The following is a 19804-nucleotide window of genomic DNA, read 5'->3' on the forward strand; positions in this document are numbered from 1 at the left end:
GGGCGGGGGAAACGGTGCGCCGTGATGGTTTACGAGACCGGCGGCTTGCCACGCATGGCGCCGGCGAGGGCGGAAATCACGAGAAGCACGAGGAAGACGAAGAAGAGGATCTTCGCGATGCCAGCGGCGGCGCCGGCGATGCCCGTGAAGCCGAGCAAGCCGGCGATGAGGGCGACGATGAGGAAGGTGATGGTCCAGGATAGCATGATTTGAGTCTCCGTGTTGAGTTCGTGGTTGGGAGTGATGCCAACCTTACTAACTGGACCCGTGCCAACGGACTCAGCTACCTCGTAGGATATTGGTAAAGAATGAGAAGCGAGAATAAGGCGGCGGGCCGATTGGGCGCGGTTCGTGCGATATGCACGTGCCGCCACCGCGCATTTGGGGCGGAATGCAATGGCCCGCAGGGGCGCCGGTTGAAGCCACTTCACGCGGTCCAAGGGCAGGGGGCACAGACAGGAATGTCGGTGCCACCAAGGTCAGCTGCGGAACAGGTCGGCGGCGGTCAATTGGCGGCCGAGGCGGACGCGCATGCGGCCGCAGAGCCAGAGGAAGAGCTGCGCCGTGGTGAAGGCGTCGCCGCTGGCGGTGTGGCGTCCTACGACGGGCAGGCCGGCGTGGGTGCAGAGTTCATCCAGTCCCGGCGGGCGCTGGTTGGCATAGCCGGTCTTGTGAAAGGCGTCGAGGCGGCGGCGGGCGAGGGCGGCTGTATCCAACAAGGGGTTACGCAGGCGCGTGCCGTAGTGACGTTTGAGCGCCGCGCTGATCATCGCGGCGTCGAAGCCGATGTGATGGCCGACGACGATGTGGCCGGTGAGCACGCCGAGAAGCTCACGCAGGACCTCGGCTTCGGGCTGGCCGTGGGCGGACTCCACCGGGGAGATGCCGTGAATCTTGACGGCCTCGTTGTTGGGCGCATCGGCTTGGCGCACCAGCCACGCGCGGCGTTCCTCGATGAGGATACGGCCGTCGCGGATCGGGACAAGGCCGATACTCAGCAGGCGATCGGTATCGTGGTTGAAGCCGGTGGTTTCGGCATCGAGCACGATGAACTTGAGCTCGGGCCAGCCCTGCTTGCGGTCCACGCGCCGCGGCGTGCCCTCGTGGTAGTCCACGATGAATTCAGGCCAGGCGGTGCGTCGGAGCCAGCGGAACATGGCGGTGATTTTTTTACAGGAGGGAACGGAGGCGAACGGAGCCGAGGGACATACGGGACTTCTTGAAGAACGAAGTGTTCAGCGGAGTGGCTCTGTTTTGCTCCCTATCCTCCCGTAAAACCAATCCGTTCATTTGCCTTCGAGGCGGAAGGCGAGGCGGACGTGGGTTTGGACCATGCGCACGACGTCGAAGGCGTGGGCGAGGCGGGCTTTTTCGAGTTTCGAGAGTTTGGCCGGATTGACGAAGCGACCGGAGTCGTGGCGGTCGAGCGCGGTGGTGAGGCGCAGGGTGAGGAGCACGTCGTAGGCTTCGCGCGCGACCTTGGCGGTTTCGGCGAGGGAAGGCACGTTGCGCCGCAGGTCTTCCCAGCGCCCGCCGGTGGAGTAGCGACGGGTCTGGTTGTGCTTCAACGCGAGCAGACGGGCGGCGTCGCGCAGTGGGGCGAGCGCGCGGCCCTTGAGGTCGAACTCCCCGGAGTGGTCGCCTTTGCGCTCGACAACGAAGTTGCCCCAGAAGTTTAGCGGGGGCGGGGTTTCGATGACGAGCTCGGCGAGGCGACGTTGCAGCCAGGCGTTGTTGCGCACCGAGTCGATGACCGCCTGGCGCAAGGGGCGCGGGATGGCGGCATCACCCGCGACGTAGCGCATGTCGTAGAGCACGATGCCGCGGAAGAGTTCGTCGGGGTCGGTGGTGGTGGCGAGGGTTTCGATCTCGTCGAGCCATTCCCGTGCGGTGCGGCACCAACGCGGGTTGGATGCCATCACACCGCCTTGGCAGCGGGCGAAGCCGCACTCGACCATCTTGTCGACGACGCGCTTGGTGAGCTGAAGGAAGCGCTGGCGGTTGGCTTCGTCCTCCTCGGGGGTGTCGGCGTTGGCGAAGACGAGCGCGTTGTCCATGTCGGTCCGCAGCGTCTGCTCGCGACGGCCATCGGAACCGACGGACAGCCAGGCCCAGGGAATGCGCGGGAGCCGCGTGCCTTCGGCGGCGAGCTCGGCCGTGGCCATCTCGAGCAGGCGCTGCACGAGCTCGTCGTAGAGCTCGGCGCAGATCTGACCGAGGAAGATGGCGGAGACGTTGGCGTCGAGGTAGGAGGCGGTGATTTCCTCGACCTCGTCACACAGTTCGCGGAGGCGGGCGACGGTGCGGGCGTGGCGAAACTCCCGCAAGAGCCCGGCGGGGTGATGGCCGCTTTGCGCCAGCAGGTCCTTGTTGGTGAAAACATCCAGGGCCGGCGTGTCGGGCGTGCCGTCTTCGGTGACGCAGACTTGGCCGATACGCTCGCGCAACATGAGCAGGATGGCGGCGGTGGCCGAAGAGAGCGCGGAGACGGTGATGACCGGGCTGGCCATCACGCCGGACACCGCATCCTCCCGCGACATCTCGCCGGCGACCACGTGGCGCACGATGTTGCTTTGGGTCACGATGCCGAGCGGGTGGCGGTCGGGATCAACCACGAGCACCGACGGCACGCGCCGGGTGGCCATGAGTTTGGCCGCCTCGTGAATGGAGGTGTCGGGCGAGCAGGTGAGCAGGCGCTCCAGCGCGCGGGGTTGGATGACCTTTCCGCCGGCAAGATGGGCCTGGAGAATGTTCTTCGCGCGACCGCCGATCGTGTCGTCCTCGGGCGCCGGAATGGACTCGGTCTCGCCGCCCAAGCGGGTGGTCCAGAAGAGGTGGCGGTTGACGTAGTGGCGGGCGTCGTCGTTTTCGGCGAGCAGGCGCTGCAGGCGATCCCAGGGCAGTCCGTAGAGGATCGCATCTTCCACCACGAGGGCGGTGGTGCGGGTGGGCTGGGAACGCAGCAGGGGAGTGAGGCCGAGCAAGTCGCCCTCGTCGCGCACGGCGACGCGTTCGGTCTGGCCGTCGCTGGTGATGAGGTATTCGACGCGCCCGCGCACGAGCACGAGCAGCTCGGTGCCCGGCGGATCACCCTGTTCCCACACATGTTCCTTGGCAACGTGGACGTGCACCCGGGCGCGATCGGCGAGTTCGTCGATGTCCTCCGGCGGCAACATCGAGAACGGTGGGAAACGGCGCAGGGTGGCCGCAATGCGATCGGGGATAAGGTTGTTTTCGTCCATGCAGGCACGCCCACGCTGGCCGGTCGGCCAGCGGGAATCAATGCGAGCTTCGCGCCGACCTATTCCACCGTGGCCTGCAGCGCGAGCAGGGTCGCGCCGGGCGGCGGGACGTCGGGGTTCTCGAAGGGCAGGGTGAGCTCATCGACCATGAGGTCCGGGGCTCCGCCGAGCATGACGCGCCACACCATGGGAGCGGGCAGATCGCCGGCGCCGGGTTGCCACCAGAGGGGTCGAATCCCGAGCACCTCGTCGGCCGTGACGGTGTAGAGGCCGAGTTCGTCGTCGTAGAACTTGGCGTCGGCTTCCGCAGTGAGGGCGTCGTTGCCCAGCGCAAGCGCGGTCAGCACGAGGTCCTCGGGGGTCGCGGGCACTTCGCTGTTGGCGACGTGGGAGAAGAACTCGGTTTCGGCCGCGAAGTCACGACGCAGGGCGGCCTGGGTGCCGAGGGCGTAGGCGCCGTGGTCGAGGTCGCCGAGCTCCGCTTCGGAGCGTTTCATGGCGTGCAACATGAGGGCGTGGCCGGCGGCGTTGGCCAGCTGGTCGACCAGCGTCGAGGCACGATCGGCGCGGTCGAAGAGCAACTTGGCGCGCAGGTCGAACATCGCCTGCGGGCGCATGGCGATCGGCGAGGCGTTGAGGATGTTGCGACCTTTGTGGTGGCCCTCCAGGTCCTCCTCGGGGTCGACGTTGCCCTCGGCGCGGGCGCCGAGCGCGGTGGCCATATCCTCGCCGACGAGCGCGATGATCTCGGCCCAGGTCCAGGTTTGCACCACCGTGGCGTTGGGGGAGGTGGCGTCTTCGCCAATGACGAAGGTGCCGTCGCCGGCGGGGCTCAGGCGGTTGATGGCGTAGTCGAGCGCGCTCTTGGCGCCGGCGGCGAAGATGGGGTCGTCGCTCACGGCCGCGGCGTCGAGGCAGGCGAGGGCGATGCGGGCCTGATCGGTGAGGCGCTTTTGGAAAACGGGGATGCTGCCCTTGCTGTCGGCGGTGGCGCGGTAGAAGCCACCGTCGATCGGATCGCGCAGGGGGCTGAGGATGCGTTTGCGCAGCGCGTCGAGGGCGGTGTCACGCGCATCGCCGCCGCGGGCGATGAGGAAACGGATGGTTTCGGGTTCGAGGCTGTGGGGGGCGTCGCCGAAGGTGCCGAGCTCGGGGTTGAGGCGGGCGAGCCAGTCCTCGGCGGCAGTGGCCAGCGCGGCGTTGAGGTCGGCCGGTGGCTCGGCGGCGAAGGGCAGGTAGTTGGCGATGAGGTCGGCGGTGCCGGCGGTCGAGCGGGCGACGGCCTCGGCATCGGCGCCCCAGCGTTCGGCGACGCGACTGGCGACGACCATGAAACCCTCGCGACCCCACTCCTCGGTGGGCGGCAGGTAGGAGGCGCCTTCAATGGGGCCGAGGTCGGGCGTGAACCAGAGGTTGAGTGGCCAGCCGGGCAGTTTTTGGTCGGCGGCGAGCCACTGTTGACCGAAGCCAGCAAGGCCGGGCGCGGCGTCGCGATCGATGCGGACGCAGGCAAAGTGTTCGTTGAGGAAGGCGGCGACCTCGGCATTGGCGAAGGTCTGGCGGTCGGTGGCGCCGGTGAGCTCGTTGAGCGGATCGCTCAGGAAGAGGTAGACGGGCACCTGGCGCTCGCGGGCGTCGGCTTGGCCCTCTTCGAGCGACGTGTGCCAGCGAACCTGGGCGTGGGCGACGCTGGCAAAGGCGAGGCTGGAAACGAGGAGAACGGCGGACAACAAACGACGGGGAAGCATCATGGATGTGGGGAGGATGTCGGGGCTTAAAGGGCGGCCTGGGCGGCAGGGGCGGCCGCCACGACGGTGAGGGAGAGACCGGTCGGGGGCGCAGGGGTGCCGCACAAACGGCGCCAAAGAAAGCAAATTGGGGCCAAGCGCACAAGACCCGGCGTCGATTGCCGGATTAGCGTTCCGAAACGGCGGAGGCGACGTGATGGGGCGATTGTTTGCAACTGCCTGCATTTGCGCCTCGTTGCCCGCATGTCCGCTCCCGTTGCCCATTTCGCGCCGACCCCGACGGCGGCGCGCGCCGCGCTCGAGCGGGTGGATCCGCGCGCCTACGCCCGCACCCGCAACGCGCTCGACGGCGCGGTTACCGGCCTCTCGCCCTACCTGACGCATGGTCTGCTGGAGCTCCGCGACGTGGCGGGGGCAGTGGCGGAGCGGCACGACTTGGACGTGCAACACAAGTTGGTCTTCGAACTCGGTTGGCGCGCGTATTACCGGCACGTCTGGGCGCACCGTGGCGATGGCATCCTGAAGGCACTGCACGAGGGAGTGTTGCCCGAGGCGGCCTACCGGCGCGATTTGCCGACGGACATCGCGCGGGGCACGACCGGCGTGCCGGTGATCGACCGCGCCGTGAGAAAACTCGGCTCGACCGGTTACCTGCACAACCACGCGCGCATGTGGTTGGCGAGTTATGTGGTGCACCTGCGCAAGGTGCACTGGCGGGTCGGGGCGGATTGGATGTTCGGCCTGTTGCTCGATGGCGACTTGGCGAGCAATCACCTGAGTTGGCAATGGATCGCCGGCACCGGCAGCCACAAGCCCTACCTCTTCAACGCCGAAAACGTGGCGCGCTACGCCCCGCCGACCTGGCACTGTCCGGGAACGGTCCTCGACGCCACCTACGCGCAGCTCGACGCGTTGGCGCGCGATGCCGATTGGGTGGCGCCGGCCGGTGCCACTTCGCCGGATGCGACCGACGACGCGGAGACACAACTGCTGGCGCAACCGCCGCTCCCGGCGGATCAGCCCGAGCCCACCGCCGCGCGCTTCGCGGATCGGGCGGTGTGGCTCATTCACCCCTGGGCGCTCGGGGAGGTGCCGGCCGAACACGTGCCGGTGGCGTGGTTGCCGGCGGAGTTTTTTGCGCAGTGGAGGTGGAGCAAAGTGCGGTGGGACTTCGTGCTCACCCGACTCGCCGAACTCGACGCGCCGGTGTGCATCGGTGACTGCGCCGAACTCACCGAACTGCTCGCCGGGGCGCAGGTGGTGCGCACGCGGACTGATCCGCATATTGCGTCGATTCTGCCAGCCAATGTGGAGGCGCGTCGCGTGCAACCCCTGTTCCCCGTCGTCGACACGCGTTGCGACTCGTTTTCGCGGTGGTGGCGCCGTGCTACCAAAGGCTGTCACCGCGTCCATGATTTGCTCACGCCCACGCTTTTATGAACCAAACCAGCAACTCCTCTTCATCCATTGCACTGGTGACCGGTGCCCGTGGCGGCATCGGCCGCGCCCTCGTCGCGCAGTTGCGGGCACAGGGGCACCGCGTGGCGGCGGTTGGTCGCGTCGCCGAAACGCTCTCGACGGTTGATGCCGATGCGCACATCGCCGCCGACACCACCACGCCCGACGGCGCGGCGCAGACCGTGACCGAGTGCGCCGAGCGATTGGGCGCTCCGCCGCAGTTGTTGGCGCACTGCGTGGGCAACACGCTCATCACGCCGCTGCATCGCACCAAAGCCGAGGCGTGGCGCGAGGTCATGCGGGTGAACCTCGACAGCTCGTTTCACATGCTCGCGGCCTGGGTCGGCGCCCTGCAAACGGCGAAGCTCAAAGGCGCGGCGGTTTTTGCCAGCTCGGTCGTCGCGCGCATCGGCGTGGCCAACCACGAAGCCATCGCCGCGGCCAAAGGCGGGGTGGAGGCGCTGGTGCGGAGCGCTGCCGCCACCTACGCCAGCGCCGGACTGCGTTTCAACGCCGTGGCGCCCGGCATGACCGACACACCGCTCACCGCCGGCATGCTCAAGGTCGACGCCATCCGCGAAGGTGCCGGCAAACAATACCCGCTGGGCGGCGTGCAGACGCCCGACGAGGTCGCCGATGTGATGGCCTGGTTGCTCAGCCCGGCGGCGGCGCGCGTGACGGGTCAGATCATCCCGGTCGACGGCGGTTTCACCACGGTCCGACCGCTGGTCAAATAGCCCGTATCCAGAATCCCGATGCATCTGCTCAAACGCCTGTTCACCGCCGGCCTCCTTGGCTCCGTCGCGACCTCCGCCGCCGCCGAACTGGTAACGGCGCCGCTACCGCCGGACCTGCAAGCCTACCGCTGGCAACACCGTCTGCTGGTGCTGCGTGCGCCGGCGGACGACGATCCCGCCTATCGGCGTCAGCTCGCCGTGCTGGCGGCGGTGCCGGGCGAATTGGCGGAGCGCGACCTGCGGGTTTTCACCGAGTTTGGGGCGCCGCGTTTTTCGATTGAACTGATCGGCAAGGACGGCGGCCGCAAGGACCGTCGGGCGACCGTGCTGGATCCGACGGAACTGTTTGCGATCATCGACGCCATGCCGATGCGGCGCGCGGAGATGCGGCGGGCGGCGGACAGCTCTTAGGCGATCAGGGTAGGTATTCGATGCCGTGCTCGCGGCTGATCTCGACGATGCGGCCCATGTCCGGGGCACCGCCCTTGGCAAACTCTTCGCCGCAGCGGCTGAAGAAGGTTTCGAAGCCGGCGGGCAGGGTGAGGATCCAGTGCTGGCTCGGTGTGTCGCCCACGTTTTTGTAGGTGTGCACGCAGCCCTTGGGCAGATAGACGACGGAACCGATGGGCAGCTCGGTCCAGGTCTCGTCGAGCCGGTAGCTGATGCGGCCATTGGCCACGAGGAAGATCTCGTCCTCGTTGGCGTGGCGGTGGAGGGGCGGCCCGCCGCCGGGAGGGGTGGTGTCGAACATCACGGCGATTTTGCCGCCGGTCATGCTGCCATCGAGCATGACACGATTCACTTCACCAAAGGCGTGGATGTCTTTGCCGTCTTCGGGCCGAACAAGGATGGGTTTCATGGGAGTCGATTGAAGGCTGGGGAGAAAGGCGTTCGAGCGGCGTGTGCCGACCGAACTGGTTGCCGCGAGACGCCAACCGAGCACCGCGATCAGGTCAATTCTCCGTCACCGGCGAACCGCTTCCCCGCGGGAAGCGACGGTTGATGTGTAACGACACGTCCCTTTCTCCGGCCCCCTTTTCCGGTCTGCCTCGCGAGACCTCCATTTCTGCCCAAGGATTCTTCGTTAGCTACGATCCGCCGGGCCGGTGGCCTGCTGAGGAAGGTCGTGCGCTGGGGGCGGTTCCTTCGCCATCTCAGATGACTCGATAAACAGTTCGATGTTGTCGCTGAAATCGGTGAAGTCCCAAGACCAGAACCCGATGGATGCCGTCACCCAAGAAAAGACACAAACGAAGGCCGGTGGCTCTCCATCCCTGAAGCGGATGCGATAGACGGGTGGCGTGCAGAAGGGCACTTGGGCAATACCTTGGACATCGCTCCACTGCTTTGCGGTGGTCTTCCCGTTGCGGTGGATTTCGAGTCGATCCGCGTAAGCTGAAACCACCGCGAACCGCCACGCGATGTAGGCTATGAGTGCGAGGAAGAGGGGGACGAAGAGGACGCCGAAAATCAGCTCGTCGATCTTGGCGTGACGAAACGCGTCTGGTTCCAAATCGGTGAGCTCGAACACCAGGAACAGCAAACTGCCCACCAGCATCACCCCCATGATTTTGAACAGCGCGTAGTAGAGCCAACTGCTCTTATACCTCCGCTTGAAGAGTATCATGGTTCACGGGGTCTGTTTGCGCTGCTCCTTGGACCGGCGGAGTTGGCGGCCGGTGGCAACGTCAACACGACGGGTTGTTTTCATCCCCTCCAATCACCAATTTCCGGTGTTCAGCCAATGCCAACTGCGAACGGCGCCCAGTTTGGCTGCTGTTTGTGCTCGTGCTCAATTCAGACTCCGTCCGGCTGAGCTTCGTGCGCACTATCTGCTCGGGACGGTCACCGGCTTCGTTCGCTTGGCTGAAGCTTGCCTGCGGATAGGCGGCCAACGCGTTTCGGATCCTCTTTCCTCGTGTCTGATCCGTCGAATCACCCTCGTTGGCCGAATACTTGGTCCACGAGAGCGGTGTCGCAATATTCGACCACCGCCGTGATCAACCCGGCTTTGACGGTGAAGATCTGACAATAGGTGTTGTGGTAGGCGACGCCGGCGGTGGTCTCGGCCCGACCCGACGATTCGACCACCACGTGGTCTCCCTCCGCGATCACGGTGTGGAGCTCGGAAACGATGCCTCCTTTGAGCTGACCGAACAGCGGGCCAATGAGGTCCTGCAGCACGCGCTCTTTGCCTTGGTAGGTGCCGGAAAATTTGGTGCTGCCGATATCGGTCCAAACGAGTTCATCCGCCAGCAGACCGAGACAGGTGTTCATGTCTCCCCGGTTGGCGGCGTCGAAAAAGGCGAGAACGGTTTCTTTGTTGGTCATGGGCTGCTTTTAACCGAGATGAACCGATTCGACTATCCCTGAAATCATCGTCCCGACCACGGATACTCCATGTAGGTCGCGGTGCGTTGGGCGGTATCGTGTCCGTGGATACGGGCGACGAGGTGGAGGGCGGCGTCGATGCCGGCGCTGATGCCGGCAGCGGTGACGATGCGGCCTTGGTCGTGAAACCGGGCGGAGGCGTCGACAGTCGCGGTCGGCGCGAGGGCGGTGAGTTCGTCGAGGTTTTCGTGGTGGGTCGTGACGGTGAGCCCGTCGAGCAGGCCCGCCTTGGCGAGGACGAGGGCGCCGGTGCAGATCGAGAAGGTGAGCTCGGCGGTTTTGGCCCGATTGGCGATCCACTCCAGGGTGGCCGGTTGGCGCAAGAGGGGGCGGGTGCCGGAGCCACCAGGAACAATCAGGATATCCGGGCGCGGCACCGTTTCGAGGGTGTGGTCGGGGATGACCTTCAGGCCGTTTTTGGCGCGGACCGTGCCGGCGCTGATACCCACGGTGTGCACGTGGTAGAGCTGGTTTTGATTCAGCTCGTTGGTGACGGAAAAGACTTCGAAGGGACCGGCAAAATCCAGAACCTCGACGTCGTCAAACAGCAGAAGGGCGACGGTGCGCATCTGCTGGAAAATGCTGAAAACCCAAGAGCCTGAAACGCTGAAATTGCCGGCGGCGGCGTGGGCGAAGAGGCAACGCGGGGCGGCCTGCCGCAAGCAGTCGCCCTACCGGGGCCGGCACGGCCACGGTGGGTTCGGTGGACGATGCGAGCTCAGCTGATTTTCAGCAGGCGTTTGATCTCCTTCAGCAAGGTGTCGAGCGGGGAGGTTTTGCTGATGTAGGTGGAGATCTTGTCGGAGAGTTTTTCGTCGACGGTCTTGGCGTCGAAGAGGATGCCGGTGAGCAGAATGACCGGGGCTTCGGGCACGAGCTCGGCGAGTTGGTCAACGAGCTCGAGCCCGTCGGACTCTTCGAGCTGGAGGTCGGTGATGATGAGGTCGGGCGGATCGTCGCGCGCGATGGTGAGGGCTTGGTGCGGGGTGGCGACGCCGGTGAAACGGAAGCCGTGGGCTTCGAGCAACTCGCCGAGCAGGTTGCGGATGATGTCTTCGTCGTCGATGGAGAGGATGTGATGTTGCACGGGAAGGAGGGGCTGAAGGTCTTAAGGTCGGTGGAGCTCAGTCGTTGAGATGGAGCGTGACGACGCCGCCGACGACTTTGTCGCTGTCGCGGAGCGGGAAGAGGGAGAAGCGCACGGGGACGAGGTCGCCGCGACGGTTTTTGAGTTGGGCGGGTTGGTTGCGCAGGTCCTGGCCGCTGCGCAGGGAATGGGTGATGGGTTCGACGAGGGCATTGTCGCCCGCGGGGGTGTCGAGTTGCACAAACTCGTCGAGCGGGCGATCGACCAGCTCGGCGGTGTCGAGGCCGATGGCGCGGGCCACGGCGGGGTTGATGCGGGAAATGTTGCGCGCCTTGGTGATGACGAGGACGAGCTCGCTGATCGAATCGACGATGAGGTGGTTGTAGCGGAGCTGGTGGCTGAGGGCTTGGTTTTTCCAGCGGCTCTCGAGGTTCTCGGTCTTCAGCTGGCGATTGGCTTCGCGAAGCTCGGCGGTGCGTTCGGCGACGCGGGCTTCGAGGCGTTCGTTGTCGGATTGGAGCAGAGCGGCGGCGCGGCGACGGGCGGCGAGGTCATCGCGGATGAACCAGGCGGCGCCAAGGAGGAGCAGGATGTTGAGACCGGCGCCGAGGTAGAGGGTGGTGCGGGCGGTTTGGTCGGTGCGGTAGGCGGCGCGGTCGCGGTCGTTGAGCTGCTCGATGAGATTGGCGCGGAGGCGTTGACCGGCGGCGACGATGTTGTAGAGGCCGCCGTTGGCGGTGTCTTCGGAGAGTTGTTCCTGCACGGAAGCGGTGTCGCCGGAGCGGTGGGCGGCGAGCAGGGCGCGGGCGTGTTCGGCTCGTTCCTGGAGCAGGGCTTCGAGTTCGGCGACGCCGGCGGCGTTGGTTTCATCGGCATCGGCGAGGGCCTTGGCGACTTCGACATGTTCGGCGAGTTCGGCAAAGGCGTCGCGGAAGGCGGTTTGGCGGCCGGGGTCGTTGGTGAGCAGGAAGGTGCTTAGCGCGCCGTCGGCGGCGCGGATGGCGGCCACGGTGTCGTTGACCTCGGTGATGAGGGCGTGGGTGTGGTTGACCCATTCGGACGCGAGTTGGGCGCGTTGGATGTTGCGCAGCGAAACGCCGACGACACCGAGCAGCACGACGGCGGCGGCGATGAAGAGGACGAGGAGGATGCGGAAGGTTTTATCCATGGGAGGAAGTGGAGGCGGGGAAGGTCCCGCGGCTGCGGGAGCGGAGAACTGAAAGCGGAAGGCGGACGTCTGAAATGGAGCGCGCGGGGGCGGACGGGTTTCGGGCGGCGGGGATGAAGAGAACGATGAAAGAGAAAGATGGAGTCAGTGAAAACGAGGAGCCTACTCCACCAGAAGGGAGCTCTTGGGGGCTGGGGCTTTCTTTGGGGGCGGGTCCTTGGCGGGGTCGGCGGTGCGGACGACGGTGGCGGTGATGATCTTGCGATCGGTTTCGTAAGAGTAGACGAATTCCGAGGCGGAGGTCCAATTGGCGTTGAGCGAGGCAGCGACCTTGTCGGCGATGTCGCGCAGGGCGGGTTTGGCCTTGGTGGTGCGGAAGAAGACGGCGCGGTTGTTGTAGTCGAGGTAGGCGCGGTCTTCGGTCACGTAGCAGACGGCGTGGGCGACCATGCCGGCGAGGCGCACGTGAATGAGGCGGGTTTCGTAACCGCGCTCGGGCAACACGTGGTCGGCCAGAACCGCGTAGTCATCGCAGTCGCCGCGGCGGTTGCGCAGAAACTCGTCCGGGCTTTGAACGTGGTGGAAAAGTTCGAAGCGGAAGGTCTCGAAGTAAGCCGCGAATTTTTTGGGCGTGAGTTTGGGGGTGGCTTCGAGTTCGCGCAGGGAGATGGCCATGGCGGAGCCGGGCAATACGCCAAACAGAGATAGGCCGAGCACGAGGGTTGAGAGCTGCCGGGCTCGGGAGCGGGCGCGCGCCCGCGGAGCGCAGCCCGGCTGGGCGGCGCCGCCAGTGAAACGGGCGAGGCGTCGGAACGTGGCCATGAAAGGAGGGCAGGTCGCGTCGTTGGGGCGGACGGATTCCTACCTCCTGTCTACATCGGTCGCGAGGCGGTTTTCTTCAGCGCGGCGACCGGGAAATATCTCCCCGAGCCAGGGTGCGAAAGGTGCACAACGCCGTTGGGGACGTCGGCGTCCCCCCAGCCCCTTGCAGAGAGGGCCGGTCTAGCCGAGCTGGCGGGCGATGAGTCGGCCGAGCGTGGCGAGGGCTTGCTCGACGGCGGGCGTCCAAGGGAGACCGCAGTTGAGGCGCAGGCAATTGCGGTAGCGGTCGCGCACGGAAAAGAGCAGGCCCGGCGCAATGTTGATGCGGTGGGCGAGGGCGTCGCGGTGGAGGCGCAGGGTGTCGACGCCGGCCGGCAGCTCGACCCACAGCACGAAGCCGCCCTGGGGTCGGCTGATGCGGGTGCCGGCGCCGAACTCGCGCACGATGGCCGTGGAGAACTGCTGCACCTGTTCGCGATAAGCGCGGCGGATGGAGCGCAGGTGGTGGTCGTAGCCGCCACTGCGGAGAAAGTCGGACACCGTCTTTTGCAGCACGAGCGGGGTGGCGAGGGTGTTGGTGAACTTGAGGCGGCGCACGCGCTCGAGGTAGCGACCCGGAGCGCACCAGCCGACCCGCAGGGAAGGCGCGAGGGTTTTGCCGAAGGAGCTGCAGAGCAGGACGCGGCCGTCGCTGTCCCAGGCTTTGAGGGGTTTGGGGCGGCGATCGCCCCAGTGCAGGTCGCCGTAAACGTCGTCTTCGATGGCCGGCAGATCGTGCTCGCACAGCAAGTCGTAGAGGGTGGCTTTGCGCGCGTCGCTCATGCAGGCACCAAGTGGGTTTTGAAACGCGGGGATGACGAGCACGGCCTTGATGGGAAAGGTTTCGAGCGCGTGGCGCAGGGCATCGAGGCAGATGCCCTCGCGCGGATCGGTGGGGATCTCGATCACCTTGAGGCCGAGGGCCTGCGTGGTTTGCAGGATGCCGAAGTAGGACGGGGTCTCGATGGCAACGGTGTCGCCGGGCCGGGTCACGGCGCGCAAGGCGAGGTTGAGCGCTTCGGTGCAACCGACGGTGATGACGAGTTCGTCGTGGTTGAGGGGCGTGCCGACCTGAAGGTAGCGGCGGGCAATCTCGCGGCAGAGCGGTGGGTGCGAGTTTTCCATCGCGTAGCGACCGAGCATGGCGGGGTCGTCGCGTCCGGCAGCGCCGAGCAGACGCGCGAGTTTTTTGTTGGGAAACAAACTGTGGTGCGGGCAGGCGGCACCGAAGGCGACATAGGTTGGATCGGCGGAGACGGCGACAATCTCAGCGGCGAGGTCGCTGACGCCGACCTCGGACGGGCGCGCCATCGGGCGGGCCATGCGCGGCTCGGGAGCAAGGAGCCCGGGTCGGGCGCGCACGTAGTAGCCGGATTGGGGGCGGGCCTCGAGCAGGCCGCGATTCTCAAGGACCGTGTAGGCTTGGATGACGGTCGACACGCTCACGTCGCGCTGCATCGCCATGCGCCGAACCGAGGGCACGCGGTGACCGGGGCGCAGGGTGCCGTGCTCGATGAGGGCCTGCACCGACTCGGCCAACTGTTCGTAGAGCGTGGACGGGGGAGGCGAGGTGGCGATCATGGCGGGAGGGCGTGGTGTGGAAGGAAGGGAAGCGCGAATGCGACGTGGGAGGATAACGGACAGGGGGCGCTTCGGCCTAGTCACAGTGCTGAGTTGATGTGGCCAATACAGTTGGCGCGACAGCGTATTTTGGGGCGGCACAATTTTGTTCGGCTTGAAGGCGAGAGCGCGCTTGCGCCCGCCAGATGAACGCCCCTATGTCTTTCGAGGCTTTCATGAGCGTCGAAGTCACAGAAGTCCCCGAATCACCCCGTGTTATCTTGATCGAAGATGAGACGGTCTTCCGTCAGCTCCTCAAGCGGGCCTTGGAAAAACGGAAGGGGTGGAAGGATGTGGCGGATTATTCCGACGGCTCGGCGGGATTGGAAGCGTGTCTGGAATCGCCGCCGGATTTGCTCCTGGTGGACCTGCATTTGCCGGGCAAGCACGGTCTGGAAATCGTGCGGGAGCTGCGGCAGCGTGCCCCGGATGTGCGGATTCTCGTGCTGACCGCGCATGCTGAGCCGAAGCTACCGTCGCAGTTGATGGGTTTGGGCGTGGGGGGCTACGTCGACAAGACGGCGCCGCTGGCCTACGTGATCCAAGCGATCGATACGGTGATGGCGGGCGGTATGTTTTTCGCGTCCCACGTGCAGGCCGAGAGCGGCCCGGTGGCGGGCGGTGGTTTGCCGCCGGCTAGCACGGCCTTGCCTTCCGTTTTGTCGGCGCGCGAGCTCGAGGTGGCGCGACTGGTGGCGGCCGGTCGTTCTTCCAAGGAGATTGCATCGGATCTGGATCTGAGCACCCGCACGGTGGAAAAACACCGCGCCAACATCATGGAGAAGTTGGGGGTGCGCGAAGTCGCCAGCCTTGTGCGCTGGGTGCTGCAGAACGGCCTCGGTTGAGGCGTTCGCCGGTTCACGGCAGATCGATCGTGCCGCGCAGGTAAGTGACGGCGTGGCCGGAGATTTCGACGCGTTCGCCGCGGTCGGTGCACCACAACTCGCCACCGCGTGGAGAGAGCTGGCGGGCAGTGAGTTCCGATTTGCCGAGCTGTTTGGACCAATACGGCGTGAGGGAGCAATGGGCCGAACCGGTCACGGGATCTTCGTCGACGCCGGCGGTGGGCGCGAAAAAACGCGAAACGAAATCCACGTCGTCGCCGGGTGCGGTGACGATGACCTTGTGCGGGCTGGCGTCGGCGAGCGCGCGGAAGTCAGGCTGCATGGCGCGCAGAGCGGCAACGTCGGGCAGCACCACAAACCAATCGCGCGCCCGCGTGATGGGCGTGGCGGCGGGGAGGCCCAAGGCGGCGAGCACTGCGGTGGGTTCGGCCGTCGGATCGATCGGTTGCGGGGGGCGGGCCGGAAAGTCGAGGGCGAGTCGGACGGTCGCGGGATCACGTTGCACGGTGAGGATGCCGCTGAGGGTTTGGAAGCGGAGCTGCGACTTGTCGCGCGCGGCGGCGAAGGCCGGGGTGGGCAGGGACAGGGGCTCGTTAAAGAGCACGTGGGCGGTCGCCAGCGTGGCATGGCCGCAGAGGTCGATCTCAAGTTCAGGCGTGAACCAGCGCAGATGGAAATCGGCGACGGCGGAATCGGCGAGTGGGGTCACGAAGGCGGTTTCGGACAGGCCGTGCTGCCGGGCCATGGTTTGCAGGATCGGGGTCTCGAGCGAGGCGGTGCCGGTGGCGGGATCAAGGGGGCAAACCGCGGCGGGGTTGCCGGCGAACGGGCGCTGGGTGAAGGCGTCGACCCAATAAAATGGCAGCGTGGTCATGTCCGGAGCTGAAGGTGACGAACAGGGCAGGGCAAGTGGCGGCCGGATTGTGCGGTGCGAAGGAAACGGGCTCTGTGTCGATTTTGCAAAGTGCTGGTAATAAAGATATCCAATTATTTGCAATGCGCTTTGCGGACTCGACAGCACGCGCGCCCCCTCTTGGCTAAGGTATCCTACCGGGAATGACATTAGCTCTTTTGCGTCTAAGCCAACGGATGGTTTGGGTGACCCTCATTGCGGGTTGGACCCTTGCGTCGATCGCGCTGGGTCAGACCGTCGCCGTGGACGAACGGCCGCTGACGCGGGTTGAACTGGTCCTGCGAGGCGAACCGGGTTTTCGCCAGGCGGGTTATTACGCGGCGGTGTGGAATGGATATTTTCGCGAGGCGGGGTTGGACGTGGTGCTGCGTTATCCGCGGGCGGGGGAAGATCCCCTGCAAACGTTGCTGGTGGAGCCGGGCGTGTATGTGGTGGGTGGAGACGACTTTTTTTTGGCGCGCCTGCGGGAGCATCCGGTGGTCCTGTTGGCGGCGATCCAACAGGAAACGCCGACGGCATTGCGGGCAGTGGCCGAGGGAGAGGGCGAGGTCCGCGGGGCCGGAGCGGTAGATCTGGCCGGACGCACGATTGCGTTGCGAACGGAAGGCCGTGGGGCGCCGCTGCGGATGATGTTGCGACGCTTGCACGCCGACGAGTCCCGTGCGACTTGGATGGATTGGGCGCTGGGCGTGGCGGTGCCGGAGACGGCTGACTGGCGGCAAGGCGATGTGTTTGAGGGCGACTTCGCTTGGCTGCGCCCGGCTGACAACGGCATCGCGGTGTTTTATGGGGATTGCCTGTTCGCGAGTGAGGGGGAGCTGGCGTATCACCCGGAACGGGTCGCCGCTCTGCGGGCGGCAGTGCTGCGTGGGTGGCAAACGGCGCTCGCGGACTCCGGCGCAATGTTGGTGCAGCTGGGGCAGCACGCGGCGGAGTTGGGTTTGGTGCAGTCGCGGTCGCGGCTGCGTTACGAAGCGGACATGGCGCGCGGTCTCGTGAAGCCGGCGACGGTGCCGCTGGGGTCGGTGGACCGTGATCGGGTGCAGGAGGTCGGGGTCGCCCTGTTGGAATTGGGGTTGGTGAACGGCCCGTGGAACCTGCGCGACTTCGTTTACCAGCCGCCGACCTCGGGATTGCCGCGCTGGGTTTACGGCATCGGCGCGGGACTGGTGCTGGCGACGCTGGTGGCACTCGGTGTGATCTGGTTCAACGTGCGTTTGCAGCGGCGGGTTCAGGAAAGCACGCAGCAACTGCGCGAATCCGAGGAACGGTTTCGCGAGATGTTTCAACATGCGCCGGTGGCGATCGTGGAGGAGAACTACAGTGCGGTGGCGGCGTGGATTCTCGAGCGGCGCGCGGAGGGTATCCAAGATTTGGCGACCTGGTTGGATGAGCATCCGGAGGAGGTGTCGCGGCAGTTCAACACCGTCGAGGCGGTGCGGGCCAATGAGGCGGCATTGCGCATGGTGGGGGTGCCCGACGTGGCGTCCTACGGGCGGTGTCTCGCGCCGGATGACAACACCAGTCTGCACCGGGCGTTTCGCGAGGAGCTGCTGGCCTTGTGGCGCGGCGAGCTCGATGTGCGGGTGGAGATGACGTTTCGGCGCGGAGACGGCACGACCGGTGACGGCTTGTTGCAATGGACGGTCCCGATGGTCGGGGGGCGACCGGACTTCGGGCGAGTGTTGGTGGTGGTGACGGAGGTGACGGAGCTGCGTTCGGCGGAGGTCAAGTTGCGCGAGAGCGAAGAACGTTTTCGCACGCTGTTTGAGAGCGCGATCGAAGGCGTCTATGAATCAACGCCGGAGGAGGGCATCGTGGCGGTCAACCCGGCCTTTGCGCGGATGCTTGGCTGTGCTTCACCGGAGGGTTTGTTGGCGTGGAGCCGCGAGATCGGAGTGGGGAATCTCTATCTCGAGTCGGGTCGGCGCCATGCCTTTCTCAAGGCGCTGGGCGAGAGCGACGCGGTGTTTGATTTCGAATCGGAGATCGAGTGTGCCGACGGCACGCGAAAGTGGATCTCCGAGAACGTGCGGGCGGTGCGGGACGCGCAGGGCAAGTTGTTGCGGCTGCAGGGCTTCGTGTCGGACATCACCGATCGCAAGCGTTTCGAAAAGGCGCTGGGCGAGGAGCGGGAGCGGCTTTCGGTCACCTTGCGTGCGATGACGGAGGGCGTGATCACGACCGACGAGCGCGGCGTGGTGCAGTATGTGAACGAAGCGGCGGAGATGCTCACTGGTTGGGTCGAGGGCGCAGCTATCGGGCGGCGTCTCGGCGAGGTCTGTGTCTTGCGCCACGAGCGGACGCGGGGGGATGTGCCGGTGCCGTTCGACACGGCGATGCGCAGTGCGACGGTGGTGGATCTGCCGCGCTCCACGCAGTTGGTGCATCGGGCCGGCACGCCGCGTTTGATTGAGGGGCGTTGCGCGCCGATTCACGATGCGCGGAGTCAGCCCGTCGGAGTGGTGTTGGTGTTTCGCGATGTGACGGAGCGCGCGCGTCACGAGTCAGAGATGTTGCGCACGACCAAGCTCGAATCGCTCGGTGTGCTGGCGGGTGGCATCGCGCACGACTTCAACAACCTGTTGACCGTGGTTTTGGGCAACCTGCACCTGGCCCGCCACAAATGTGAGGACGTGGCTGACGTGTCGCGTTGGTTGCGCGATGCGGATCTCGCGGCGGAGAAGGCGCAGGGCTTAACCCAACAGTTGCTCACGTTTTCGAAGGGTGGGAATCCCTTGCGGTCGGCGGTGCGCCTCACGGAGGTGGTGCGCGAGGCGACGAATTTTGCGCTGCATGGTTCCAAGGTGCGCAGCGAGATGGATTTTCCGGAGCGCTTGTGGACGGCGGATGTCGATCGTGCGCAGATCGGGCAGGTGGTGCAGAACCTCGTGCTCAACGCGGTCCAGGCGATGCCGGATGGCGGGGTGGTGAAGATCGCGCTGCAAAACCTGCGGCATCGGGAGGATCCGGTGCGGGGGATCGCGGCGGGTGACTATTTGCAGTTGCTGATCGAGGATACGGGGATGGGCATCCCGCCCGAGCATATGAGCCGCGTATTTGATCCCTATTTCACGACGAAGGAGACTGGCAGCGGTCTCGGATTGGCGTCGGTGTATTCGATTGTGAAGCGCCATGCCGGTCACATCGACGTGAGTTCGGAGCCGGGGCAGGGAACGCGTTTTCGCATCTTGTTGCCGGCGATTCCGCAGGCCACCACTCCGGTCGCGCGGGAGACACAGCCGGAGACGGAGCGGCTGAAGGGGCGGGTGCTCTTTATGGATGACGAGGAGAACATCCGCAACATGGCGCGGACCCTCCTCGACCTGTTGGGCCTGGAGGTGAAGACGGTTGAGAGTGGCGAGGAGGTGGTGCAGTGCTATTTTGAGGCCAGGAGTGCTGGAACCCCCTTTGACGTGGTGTTGATGGATCTTACGGTGCCTGGTGCGATGGGAGGCAAGGAGGCGATGGAGGAGCTGCGCAAACTGGATCCCGAAGTGCGTGCGATCGTATCGAGTGGCTATTCGATTGATCCGGTGCTGGCGAACTACGGCGACTACGGATTTTGCGGTCGGGTGACCAAGCCCTACCGGGCGGCCGACCTCGCCCGGGTGCTCCGCGAAGTGCTGGCCGGCAACGCGATGGCCGAGTAATCCGGCGCCCAAACGACCCGCGCAGACCAATAGTATCATGTAATAAGGGACAGGTTAAAAATAATCGACTTTGGATGGGGT

18 protein-coding genes are annotated in these 19804 nt (G+C 65.6%); 5 read left to right on the plus strand and 13 right to left on the minus strand.

Features of this window, described 5'->3' with window-relative positions:
- Positions 1-29: 29 nt before the first annotated feature.
- The 4 genes from AC0MRV_RS11275 to AC0MRV_RS11290 all read right to left on the minus strand — a co-directional run bounded on the left by AC0MRV_RS11275 (position 30) and on the right by AC0MRV_RS11290 (position 4993).
- On the minus strand, positions 30-206 hold the full coding sequence (locus AC0MRV_RS11275) for a DUF1328 family protein (RefSeq protein ID WP_472764570.1): 177 nt from the start codon (positions 204-206) through the stop codon (positions 30-32).
- 273 nt (positions 207-479) lie between these two features.
- The gene (locus AC0MRV_RS11280) at positions 480-1157 is read right to left on the minus strand and encodes a 3'-5' exonuclease (RefSeq protein ID WP_472764571.1); all 678 of its coding nucleotides are present in this window, start codon (positions 1155-1157) and stop codon (positions 480-482) included.
- Between the two features lie 129 nt (positions 1158-1286).
- A complete protein-coding gene (locus tag AC0MRV_RS11285) occupies positions 1287-3242 on the minus strand; it encodes a DUF294 nucleotidyltransferase-like domain-containing protein (protein ID WP_472764572.1) in 1956 nt (651 codons plus the stop codon).
- 59 nt (positions 3243-3301) lie between these two features.
- On the minus strand, positions 3302-4993 hold the full coding sequence (locus tag AC0MRV_RS11290) for a DUF255 domain-containing protein (protein WP_472764573.1): 1692 nt from the start codon (positions 4991-4993) through the stop codon (positions 3302-3304).
- 240 nt (positions 4994-5233) lie between these two features.
- On the opposite strand from AC0MRV_RS11290, the gene AC0MRV_RS11295 reads away from it, so the two are divergent.
- Genes AC0MRV_RS11295 through AC0MRV_RS11305 form a run of 3 tightly spaced genes read left to right on the plus strand, consistent with a single transcriptional unit; the run spans position 5234 to position 7596 of the window.
- Positions 5234-6430, plus strand: coding sequence for an FAD-binding domain-containing protein (locus AC0MRV_RS11295; RefSeq protein ID WP_472764574.1), 1197 nt, complete (start codon positions 5234-5236; stop codon positions 6428-6430).
- The gene (locus AC0MRV_RS11300; protein WP_472764575.1) at positions 6427-7185 is read left to right on the plus strand and encodes an SDR family NAD(P)-dependent oxidoreductase; all 759 of its coding nucleotides are present in this window, start codon (positions 6427-6429) and stop codon (positions 7183-7185) included. Before AC0MRV_RS11295 ends, AC0MRV_RS11300 begins: the two co-directional genes overlap by 4 nt.
- Before the next feature lie 18 nt (positions 7186-7203).
- Positions 7204-7596: a DUF4174 domain-containing protein gene (locus AC0MRV_RS11305; RefSeq protein ID WP_472764576.1), complete on the plus strand. Its 393-nt coding sequence runs from the start codon at positions 7204-7206 to the stop codon at positions 7594-7596.
- Between the two features lie 4 nt (positions 7597-7600).
- Here the strand turns inward: AC0MRV_RS11305 and AC0MRV_RS11310 are convergent, their stop codons facing one another.
- The 8 genes from AC0MRV_RS11310 to AC0MRV_RS11345 all read right to left on the minus strand — a co-directional run bounded on the left by AC0MRV_RS11310 (position 7601) and on the right by AC0MRV_RS11345 (position 14273).
- Positions 7601-8044, minus strand: coding sequence for a cupin domain-containing protein (locus AC0MRV_RS11310; RefSeq protein WP_472764577.1), 444 nt, complete (start codon positions 8042-8044; stop codon positions 7601-7603).
- A gap of 225 nt (positions 8045-8269) precedes the next feature.
- Positions 8270-8812, minus strand: coding sequence for a hypothetical protein (locus tag AC0MRV_RS11315; RefSeq protein WP_472764578.1), 543 nt, complete (start codon positions 8810-8812; stop codon positions 8270-8272).
- Positions 8813-9120: 308 nt separating this feature from the next.
- Positions 9121-9516 carry a nuclear transport factor 2 family protein gene (locus AC0MRV_RS11320; protein ID WP_472764579.1) on the minus strand — a complete coding sequence of 132 codons (396 nt, stop codon included), beginning with the start codon at positions 9514-9516 and terminating at the stop codon, positions 9121-9123.
- A 44-nt stretch (positions 9517-9560) separates the two neighbouring features.
- Positions 9561-10145: a DJ-1/PfpI family protein gene (locus AC0MRV_RS11325; protein ID WP_472764580.1), complete on the minus strand. Its 585-nt coding sequence runs from the start codon at positions 10143-10145 to the stop codon at positions 9561-9563.
- Positions 10146-10294: 149 nt separating this feature from the next.
- Positions 10295-10663, minus strand: a complete 369-nt coding sequence (locus AC0MRV_RS11330; RefSeq protein WP_472764581.1) for a response regulator — start codon at positions 10661-10663, stop codon at positions 10295-10297.
- A gap of 37 nt (positions 10664-10700) precedes the next feature.
- Entirely contained in the window at positions 10701-11831 is a 1131-nt protein-coding gene (locus AC0MRV_RS11335; RefSeq protein ID WP_472764582.1) for a CHASE3 domain-containing protein, read from the minus strand.
- Between the two features lie 162 nt (positions 11832-11993).
- A complete protein-coding gene (locus tag AC0MRV_RS11340; protein WP_472764583.1) occupies positions 11994-12653 on the minus strand; it encodes a transglutaminase-like domain-containing protein in 660 nt (219 codons plus the stop codon).
- Between the two features lie 180 nt (positions 12654-12833).
- A complete protein-coding gene (locus tag AC0MRV_RS11345; RefSeq protein WP_472764584.1) occupies positions 12834-14273 on the minus strand; it encodes an aminotransferase-like domain-containing protein in 1440 nt (479 codons plus the stop codon).
- A gap of 197 nt (positions 14274-14470) precedes the next feature.
- On the opposite strand from AC0MRV_RS11345, the gene AC0MRV_RS11350 reads away from it, so the two are divergent.
- Positions 14471-15157, plus strand: coding sequence for a response regulator (locus AC0MRV_RS11350; RefSeq protein ID WP_472764585.1), 687 nt, complete (start codon positions 14471-14473; stop codon positions 15155-15157).
- A 13-nt stretch (positions 15158-15170) separates the two neighbouring features.
- Here AC0MRV_RS11350 and AC0MRV_RS11355 read toward each other — a convergent pair whose 3' ends face one another.
- Positions 15171-16031: a PhzF family phenazine biosynthesis protein gene (locus AC0MRV_RS11355; RefSeq protein ID WP_472764586.1), complete on the minus strand. Its 861-nt coding sequence runs from the start codon at positions 16029-16031 to the stop codon at positions 15171-15173.
- A gap of 182 nt (positions 16032-16213) precedes the next feature.
- Here AC0MRV_RS11355 and AC0MRV_RS11360 point away from each other — a divergent pair, with 182 nt between their 5' ends.
- Entirely contained in the window at positions 16214-19723 is a 3510-nt protein-coding gene (locus AC0MRV_RS11360) for a PAS domain S-box protein (RefSeq protein ID WP_472764587.1), read from the plus strand.
- The last annotated feature ends 81 nt before the right edge of the window (positions 19724-19804 follow it).

Origin of the sequence: Actomonas spartinae (assembly GCF_051209155.1) — a bacterium.
GTDB lineage: Bacteria > Verrucomicrobiota > Verrucomicrobiia > Opitutales > Opitutaceae > Actomonas.